This window comes from Bradyrhizobium sp., from assembly GCF_049512235.1.
GTDB lineage: Bacteria > Pseudomonadota > Alphaproteobacteria > Rhizobiales > Xanthobacteraceae > Bradyrhizobium.
In genome coordinates this window covers 1-8623 of sequence record NZ_JBEKXH010000284.1, presented here as the reverse complement: position 1 = coordinate 8623, position 8623 = coordinate 1, and the positions used below count along the sequence as shown (strand labels likewise).

Here is an 8623-nt window from a genome sequence, read left to right as displayed (position 1 = left end):
GCGCGTTCGCGCGCCCGATTGGCTCGCAACGACGAACCAGGAGCCTTATCAGCCCTATTCAATGCGGTACGGCTGATGAGGCGGAGAAACGTCGTTGGTGGGCTTACGGCGTTCGCGGCAGCTGCAACCTTCCCGAAGCCTTCCATCGCACAATCCGCCGCGGGCATCGTCGTGATCGGCGGCGGGTTCGGCGGCGCCAGTTGCGCGCGCGCGCTGCGGCGGATCGATACCAAACTCAGGGTTACGCTGATCGAACCGAACCGGATTTTTACCGCCTGTCCGTTCAGCAACGAGGTCATCGCTGGCCTGCGGGAGATCGAAGCGCAGCAATTCACCTATGACAGGATCGTGGCCGAGGGCATCTCCGTCGTCGCCGAGGCGGCGGTGAAGATCGATCCGCAAACGCGCGTGATCGCTCTCGCCGGCGGCCAGGCGCTCCATTACGACCGTCTGGTGCTGGCGCCCGGCATCGACCTGCGGTTCGACGCATGGCCCGGCTATGACGAGGCCGCGAGCGCAATCATGCCGCATGCCTGGAAGGCAGGGCCGCAGACCCTGCTGTTGCGCAGGCAGCTCGAAGCCATGGACGACGGCGGCCTGGTTGCGCTCGCGGTGCCTGCGGGCCCGCTGCGATGTCCGCCTGCGCCTTACGAACGCGCCAGCCTGATCGCGCATTATCTGAAGACCCGCAAGCCGCGCTCCAAGGTGCTCATTCTCGACGCCAAGGACGCCTTCCCGCAGCAGCGCCTGTTCGAGCAGGCCTGGAAGGAGCTCTATCCCGGCATGATCGAGAGGGTGTCGCTGTCGCAGGGCGGCCGGGTCACATCGGTCGATGCCAAGAGCCATAAGCTTGTCACCGATTTCGGCGAGTACACAGCCCAGGTGATAAATGTCATTCCGCCGCAACGGGCCGGCCGCATCGCCGATATCGCGGGCGCCGTCGACAAGACCGGCTGGTGCCCGATCGACCCCGTGACATTTGCCTCCAGGCTCGTGCCTGACATTCATGTCATCGGCGACGCCTGCATCGGCGGCGGCATTCCCAAATCGGCTTCCGCCGCCAACGCGCAAGCAAAAGCATGCGCCAGCGCGGTGGCGAGCCTGATCGCGGGCCAGGAACCGCCGACACCGAGGCTGAGCGGCGCCTGCTACAATACGGTCGCGCCCGGCTATGCATTCTCGCAGTCGGGCATCTATCAAGTCAGGGATGGCCTGTTCGCCGAGGTCGAGCGCGGCGACACCAGTCCCGTCGATGCCCCGCGCGAGATGCGGGCGCACGAAGCTGAAAATGCGCAAGGCTGGTACCGGAGCATCACGGTGGACGCCTTTGGCTAGGACAGGGATTACCATGGCCGGTGCGTGGCTTGCGGCGACAGCGCTGGCGCTGCCCGGCGCCGCGGACGAGCCGGCATTGCGTGGCTATGTCGTCGATGGCGACGCCATTGCGGCCTCGCTGACCGGCATGCAAGGCGATGCGGCGCGAGGACGGGCGCTGGTGCTTGACCGCGCCAATACCTGCATCCTGTGCCACAGCGGACCATTTCCGGAAGCGAAATTTCAGGGCGATCTCGCGCCCAGCCTCAATGGTGCCGGCAGCCGCTGGTCCGAAGGCCAGCTGCGGCTCCGGCTGGTCGACGCCTCCCGCCTCAATCCGGCAACCATCATGCCCTCTTACTACCGCCTCGAGGGACTCGTGAATGTCGGCAAGGCCTTTCGCGGCAAGCCGATCCTGTCCGCCCCTCAGATCGAGGATATGGTGGCTTATCTGGTAACGCTGCGCGAATAGAAGGTATCGTCGGGAATGTGCAAACAAGCCGAATCCACCCGCCGCCAGTTCCTTGGCCTTACCGGCGCCGCCATCGCGCTTGGCGCGGGTTCGATCGTGACGGTTCGGCCCGCCGAGGCAACCCCCGCGACGCTCGCCGCCGCGATCAAGAACGTTGTCGGTGCCGCCGAGGTGCGCACCGGCAAGGTCAAACTCGATGTGCCGCCGCTGGTCGAGAACGGCAACACCGTGCCGATCACGGTCAGCGTTTCCAGCCCGATGACATCCGATGACCATGTCAAGAGCATCCACGTTTTCAACGAGAAGAATCCGCAGCCGAATATCGGCAATTTTTATCTCGGCCCACGAGCCGGCCGCGCCCAGGTTTCGACCCGCATTCGTCTTGCCGACAGCCAGAAGATCGTTGCCATCGCCCGGCTGTCCGACGGTTCGTTCTGGTCCGCCAGCGCCGACGTTGTGGTGACCTTGGCCGCCTGCACCGAGGAGCTGATCTGATGGCCCGCGCACTGATCAACGTTCCCGCGCGCGCCAAGCGCGGCGACATCATCGAGATCAAGACGCTGATGTCCCATGTGATGGAGACCGGCTATCGCCACACCGCCGATGGCGCGGTCGTTCCGCGCGACATCATCACGAGCTTTGCCTGCCGCTACAACGGGGCTGAGGTTTTCCGCGCCGACCTCTTTCCGGCGATCGCGGCGAACCCTTTTGTGACTTTCTTTACGGTCGCGACCGAGAGCGGGAAATTCGACTTCGAGTGGATCGGCGACAACGGATTTGCCGAGACCGCTGCAGCCACGATTACGGTCGAATGAGGCCTGCCCGCGCGATCGTCGCCGCGGCACTGCTGATCGCGGCCTCGCCTCTTCTTGCCGGTGAAATCCCGCAGGCAGAACGCCGATCCGGCTACAGCTTCATGACCCCGGACACCCAGGCCATCCAGAACGACGATACCGCCAATCCCGGCATGCTCTGGGTGCTCGATGGCGAAGCCTTATGGAAACAAAAGACCGGCGCGGCGGACAAGGCCTGCGCCGACTGCCATGATGACGCCCGCACCAGCATGAAGGGTGTCGCCGCGCGCTATCCCGCCTTCGACAAGGATCTTGGCCGTCCCGTCAATCTGGCACAGCGCATCAATCTCTGCCGCGCGACGCATCAGCAGGCACCGCCGCTGGCCTATGAAAGCCGGGAGATGCTGGCGCTGTCAGCCTTTGTGGCGCATCAATCGCGCGGCACCGCCATCGACGGCGGCAGCGACCCGCACCTCGAACCGTTCGTCGCGAGAGGGCGCGAGTTGTTCATGCAACGCCAGGGCCAGCTTAATCTGGCTTGCGCGAATTGCCATGACGACAACTGGGAAAAACACCTCGCCGGCTCCGCCATCACGCAAGCGCAGCCGACCGGCTATCCGCTGTACCGGCTGGAGTGGCAATCGCTCGGCTCGCTGCAGCGGCGCATGCGCAACTGCATGATCGGCGTGCGCGCCCAGGCTTACGACTATGGCGCGCCGGAACTGGTCGACCTCGAACTATATCTGATGTCGCGCGCCCGCGGGATGGGAATCGAGACGCCCGCGGTGCGACCGTGAATCCTTTAGCGCCGCACATAGCAATGGAAGCCGCCGTAGATCCCCGACCGGTCCAGCTCGAAACCGATCGCACTGCGTTCCTCGTCGCGGCGCCAGGTTTGCGCGAGCGGCGCGAGTTCCGCGCTTTGCAGCGGGGAGTCCGTGCCGGCGGTGCGAAAGATCACGCGGACATGATCGCTGCCGGTGCGATCGATGGCCGTCCAAAGCGCGCGGATCTCCTCGCCCGCCATCCAGTCCTGCGAGTCCAGAAGAACGACCGCATCGACCTCGCGCGCCGGAAGGCTTTCCAGGAACATCCGGAGATTGGCATGGACGGGAATGACCAATCCGGCGCCATCGCGCATGCGCGCATACTGGCGGCGCTGCAGATAGGGCGGCAGACAGCGATCGCCGGGACCGGGATAGGCCCGATGCAGCGCCTGCCATGCGAAGTAGTTGGTGTCGTTGGGGTGTCCATCGATCAGGCGCAGCAGCCGTTCATGAAGCACTTCATTGAGCGGAGCGCCCGCTCCCAGCAAGACCCGCTGCTGCGGCGGAATACCCAGGCTGAACAACAAGGCCGGCGTTCGCGTGAAGAGCCGCGCCAACCGCGAATGAAACAGGCTGTTCAGACGATCCAAGGCCTGAACGCGTTCGGGAGCGTCGGTGTTCTCGTGCAGCAATGCCTCAAGATCGATCCGGGCGAATTTCGCCACCAGGTGCGCCAGGCCGATGAAGCGACCGAGCATGCCGTGGCGATAGAAGCCGTCCGTGAAATTAGCGTAGCGCGGACGCCCGATGGCATTGCGCTTGTCCCAATATGCGCGCGCATCGGCATCGAGCCAGGGGCGCAGCCGCTCGCGATAGAGCTCGGAGTTGGCGGCCGAGGCAGCCTCGCCGAAGAATTGCCAGAATTCGGCATAGCCCGGGAAAGCGCGGATGCCGGCCAGCTTGAGCTTGAGCAGCGCAAGGTGCGCTTCATTGAGGTCGACGGCATAAACCTGGGCCGGTTGCGCAGTAAGATAGGACAGCGCGTTGCAACCGCCGGATGAGATGGTGACGATGGTCGATCCCAGCGGCAATTGCAGCGCCGCGAGGTCAGCTTCCGGATCCTCCCAGATCTGGGTGTAGACCAGACGGCGGAACCAGAACGCAAAAAGCCGGTCCCAAATCGTCGACTCGTCCTGGGCTCGGCTGTTGCGGACTGCGTCCGCGATGAGTTGCGTGTTCATCCATCCCTCGAATCAGCAATCTGACGAACCTATCGCGCCCTCGCTGCAGTTTTGCGACAGGGCGCGGAAGGTGAGGCAGTTCCATGCTTCGCATAAATTTCGCGGCTCAACCGCAATCCATCGCTCGGCTGTCACATCCCTGTCGCGCGAACATCCGAAGGGATGAACAACACGCGACTTGCGAGGTGCATGAATGTCCATCATTTCCCCTGAGATCGGCGCGGACACGGCGTGGCCGGCCGAGGCGACCCGCCGCATGAACCGGATGTACCGCCGGCAGCGTCATATCTACGACGGCACCAGGCGCTATTATCTGCTCGGCCGAGACCGTCTGATCGCCGGCCTGCAACCGGCCGCGGGCGCGGATGTGCTGGAAATCGGCTGCGGAACCGGCAGAAACCTGGTGCTATCGGCCCGGCGCTATCCCGACGCGCGATTTTTCGGTGTCGATGTTTCAACGGAAATGCTGACGTCGGCGATATCGGCCATTTCGCGGCGCGGCCTGACAGGTCGCATTCGCGTCGCGCATGGCGACGCATCGGCGTTTGATCCGCAGGCCCTGTTCGGCGTTGCCGCGTTCGACACGGTGATGATTTCCTACAGCCTCTCGATGATCCCGCAATGGCGTTGCGTTCTGGAGGGGGCAGCAAGCCACCTCAAGCCAGGCGGTCGTCTGCACATTGTCGATTTCGGCAATCAGGAAGGCCTGCCCGCAATAGCCCGCGCGCTGCTGGTGCGATGGCTTGCGATGTTCGACGTGACGCCGCGCGATGATCTCGATGGCGTGCTTATGGCGATGGCAGCCGGCCCCGGCGCCGACCTGGAATTCGAACGTCCATTCCGTGGCTATGTCCAATATGCCGTGCTGACGCTTCCGCCCGCGCCGGGGAAGCCGTGAGCGCCTGGCTTGCACTTCTCGGGGCAGGCTTGCTCGAGATCGCCTGGGCATTCGGCCTGAAATACTCCGAAGGGCTGACCAGGTTCTGGCCGGCCGCTGCGACCTTGGCCGCGATCGTGCTGAGCTTCGGATTGATGGCGGTCGCGCTGAAGTCGCTGCCGTTCGGCACCGCCTATGCCGTCTGGACCGGAATTGGAGCCGTCGGCAGCATCATCGTGGGAATGCTTGCCTACAGCGAACCGACCGACCCGGTACGCATCCTTTGCCTGACGCTGATCGTGGCGGGGATGATCGGACTGAAGCTCAATTCGCCGGTGTGATCTTCCGTAATAGTGCCGAAACCGCACGCTTCGGACGCAAACTCCGCCACCCCTCCACCGCGCCGAACAGACCAAGGGCGATCACAAAGGGAAGGAAGTGATACAGCAATCGGAACATCAGGAGAGCCGCGATCAGCGGTTCCTTGTCGTCGTCGCCGCCGAGTCCGAGCAATATCGCGGCATCGAACACGCCGATACCGGCCGGCGTATGGCTCGCAAAGCCCAGCAAGGTCGCGGCGATGAAGACGGTGGTCAGGCGGAGGAAGTCGATATTCAGGCCGGCCGGGATCAGCATGTACATCGCAAGCGCCGCGGCGCCGAGATCGAAAACTCCGATCGCGATCTGCAGCAGGACCATCGGCCCGGAAGGAAGCCGGACCGGCCACCGCCGGGTGCCCAGGCTTCTCGGGGAACGCCAGCTCCAGACCAGAAAAGCGACGATCCCGAGCAGCAGCACCACGGCCATCACGCGAGTAAGCTGCGCCGGCAGGTAATCCATCAGACTGATCGCGTCGGGTTCGTAAAACAGGCTGAGCCCGAGGGCTGTGAGGTTGCCGAGCCAGAATGTCAGCCCGGTCAGAAAGCAGATATTGGCAACGTCGACCGCGCCAAGCCCATTGCGCGAATAGATACGATAGCGGATGACCGGCGAGATCAGCGCGACCGCGCCGATGCCGTGCGCAATCGGATAGCTGGTGAAGCTTGCAAGAGCTGCGATCCGGTAGGGCACATCGGTACGCCCGATGGTGCGAAGCGCCAACAGATCGTAGAGCGTCAGGCTGGCGTACGAGCATGCCACCAGCATCAGGGCCATGATGATGACGCCGCCCGGTGTGCGCCCCACGATTGCGAACACTTGCGCGTAGTCGACGTGCTTCAGCGCATGGGTCAGCGCGAATATCGCCATCGAGGCAATGGCGATGCTGACGGCGGCGCCCAGGCCCTTCAGCCGGGCGCTGCTGCCGGGCGTCTTCGGCAGCAGATTGATTTTCGGGGAATTGATCGGTTCGGCCGAAGATTTCGACTGTCTTGCGGCCTGATTCGCGTGATCCATGCCGCCTATTGACACGCGGATGTGACAGTCGCGTTACCGGTGGGCAAGATCCCGCCGCGATCTAAAAACGCTGTTCCATGATCGAAATCCCGACGCATTGTGGTCGCAAGCTGTTCATCCTGACCTTGTAACACGCCTACCAAACACTCTTGGATATCCGAGCCAAAATGAACGCGGAATTCGACTGCGATCTGACGATCGAGCAATGGGAAGCGCTCAAGATGCTCCGCCTGCCCGCGCCGCAGCGCGGCGTTTTGAATCAATTCGTTGTCGAGCACCTCATCGCGCTTCACCTTGCCGCGATGCACAATGAGGCGCCGGTCCTTACCCCAGAGGGACGCAAGGTCCTGATCCGGGGCTCCTCCAGATTATGGGACGTGGCAGCCTGAGCCCCGAAATAGGCCGGACGGGGTCAGGCGCTTTAGAGATATTTCCTCTTACGCTTGTCCAGAGATAGGCTACAATCAGAAGCTTCAAACGGGGGGGCCGATCAACTTCGAGTCCAATTTATTTCGCGGACGTCATTCCACCGCCAAATGCGCTTTTGCAAACATTATTTTCGCAAGGATTTTTCATGCCGGCGACACCCACTCTTGTTACGCCCGACTTCACCTTCGACCCCGACACGCCCGGGGCATGCATTGCCGGCGTGCGCCCCTATCGCAACTCCTCGTATCGCCTCGACGCCGAAACGATCGCTGGAAAATTCGTCGTCCACAACTATGGGCACGGCGGCGCCGGCATTACCTTGAGCTGGGGTTGCGCGGCCAAGGTACGCGATATCGTCGCACGCCATCTCACGGTCGCCAACGACAAAGCGGTTGCTGTATTGGGCGCCGGTGTGATGGGTATGACAGCCGCATCGCAGCTGACCGATCTCGGCCTCAAGGTTACGATCTATTCGGACCGCAGTCCGGCCGAGACCACATCTTTCAAAGCCGGCGGGCAATGGGCCGTATCCGTGGTCGAATTTCAGGGCAAGGAAGCGGAACTGAAGGGCATCATCAAGACCGCCTTTACGACCTTCGAGGAAAGCATCGGCAAGGGTTTTGGCGTGTCCAGGCAGCCCAACTACACGGCTACGCGATCGCACAACCTCGAAATCGTATTGCAGCTGGTGCCGGGTCTTATTCCGCCGCCGGTGCCGCTGCCGCGAATGCCGTTCGAGGGACATGCGAGAGCCGGATTCGAATACCAGACCTTGCTGATCGAACCCCCCATCTTTCTCAGCAAGCTTGAAGCGGATCTGAGGGCGCGGGGCGTCACTTTCGTGCGGAAGAAATTTGCCAGCCGCTCCGATGTTCTCAACTCGGTGGCCCAGAAAATGATCATCAACTGCACGGGTCTCGGCGCGATGATGCTGTGGAGCGATACCAAAATGGTTCCCATCAAAGGACAATTGGCGATGTTGCCCGCGCAGCCGGACCTGCAATATCTCTATGGTCAGGATGGATACCTGTTTCCGCGCGCCGACCACGTCGTCATCGGCGGGACCTTCGAGGTCGGCGTGAACGACGAAATACCCAACAGGTCGGTCTGTCAGGATCTGGTCCGACATATCAAGTCCCAGTTCGGGCAGGCACCGATCAAGCCGGTTCCGGACATCCATATCCACCATCCGGATCATGCGCCGATCGTCAATCCGCCCATACCGGAGGTATGAGGCTTCAAATGTCGCAATGGATCTCCCATGGAACATCCGTTTTATGTCGAGGAATATGCCCCACCCCAGGGACTTCTCTCCGCCGCGCCCGCCCCTGCTG

The 8623-nt window shown here is 62.7% G+C and carries 11 protein-coding genes; 8 read left to right on the top strand and 3 right to left on the bottom strand.

Features of this window, described 5'->3' with window-relative positions; all coding sequences use genetic code 11:
• Positions 1-75: 75 nt before the first annotated feature.
• Genes ABSG20_RS23130 through soxA form a run of 5 tightly spaced genes read left to right on the top strand, consistent with a single transcriptional unit; the run spans position 76 to position 3377 of the window.
• Positions 76-1335: an FCSD flavin-binding domain-containing protein gene (locus tag ABSG20_RS23130; protein WP_423866838.1), complete on the top strand. Its 1260-nt coding sequence runs from the start codon at positions 76-78 to the stop codon at positions 1333-1335.
• 13 nt (positions 1336-1348) lie between these two features.
• Positions 1349-1786: a sulfur oxidation c-type cytochrome SoxX gene (soxX, locus tag ABSG20_RS23125; protein WP_423866837.1), complete on the top strand. Its 438-nt coding sequence runs from the start codon at positions 1349-1351 to the stop codon at positions 1784-1786.
• A 15-nt stretch (positions 1787-1801) separates the two neighbouring features.
• Positions 1802-2281, top strand: coding sequence for a SoxY-related AACIE arm protein (locus ABSG20_RS23120; RefSeq protein ID WP_423866836.1), 480 nt, complete (start codon positions 1802-1804; stop codon positions 2279-2281).
• Positions 2281-2601: a thiosulfate oxidation carrier complex protein SoxZ gene (gene soxZ / locus ABSG20_RS23115; RefSeq protein WP_423866835.1), complete on the top strand. Its 321-nt coding sequence runs from the start codon at positions 2281-2283 to the stop codon at positions 2599-2601. The genes ABSG20_RS23120 and soxZ overlap by 1 nt, the downstream gene beginning before the upstream one ends.
• The gene (gene soxA, locus ABSG20_RS23110; RefSeq protein ID WP_423866834.1) at positions 2598-3377 is read left to right on the top strand and encodes a sulfur oxidation c-type cytochrome SoxA; all 780 of its coding nucleotides are present in this window, start codon (positions 2598-2600) and stop codon (positions 3375-3377) included. Before soxZ ends, soxA begins: the two co-directional genes overlap by 4 nt.
• 5 nt (positions 3378-3382) lie before the next feature.
• Here the strand turns inward: soxA and ABSG20_RS23105 are convergent, their stop codons facing one another.
• On the bottom strand, positions 3383-4588 hold the full coding sequence (locus ABSG20_RS23105) for a BtaA family protein (protein ID WP_423866833.1): 1206 nt from the start codon (positions 4586-4588) through the stop codon (positions 3383-3385).
• A 193-nt stretch (positions 4589-4781) separates the two neighbouring features.
• Between ABSG20_RS23105 and ABSG20_RS23100 the strand changes: the two genes are divergently transcribed.
• Both ABSG20_RS23100 and ABSG20_RS23095 read left to right on the top strand, forming a co-directional pair.
• Positions 4782-5486, top strand: coding sequence for a class I SAM-dependent methyltransferase (locus ABSG20_RS23100; RefSeq protein ID WP_423866832.1), 705 nt, complete (start codon positions 4782-4784; stop codon positions 5484-5486).
• On the top strand, positions 5483-5806 hold the full coding sequence (locus ABSG20_RS23095) for a DMT family transporter (protein ID WP_423866831.1): 324 nt from the start codon (positions 5483-5485) through the stop codon (positions 5804-5806). Before ABSG20_RS23100 ends, ABSG20_RS23095 begins: the two co-directional genes overlap by 4 nt.
• Here the strand turns inward: ABSG20_RS23095 and ABSG20_RS23090 are convergent.
• The gene (locus ABSG20_RS23090) at positions 5790-6860 is read right to left on the bottom strand and encodes a lysylphosphatidylglycerol synthase transmembrane domain-containing protein (protein WP_423866830.1); all 1071 of its coding nucleotides are present in this window, start codon (positions 6858-6860) and stop codon (positions 5790-5792) included. The genes ABSG20_RS23095 and ABSG20_RS23090 overlap by 17 nt on opposite strands.
• A 5-nt stretch (positions 6861-6865) precedes the next feature.
• A complete protein-coding gene (locus ABSG20_RS23085) occupies positions 6866-7168 on the bottom strand; it encodes a hypothetical protein (protein ID WP_423866829.1) in 303 nt (100 codons plus the stop codon).
• A gap of 266 nt (positions 7169-7434) precedes the next feature.
• On the opposite strand from ABSG20_RS23085, the gene ABSG20_RS23080 reads away from it, so the two are divergent.
• Positions 7435-8523 carry an FAD-dependent oxidoreductase gene (locus ABSG20_RS23080; protein WP_423866828.1) on the top strand — a complete coding sequence of 363 codons (1089 nt, stop codon included), beginning with the start codon at positions 7435-7437 and terminating at the stop codon, positions 8521-8523.
• Positions 8524-8623 lie beyond the last annotated feature (100 nt).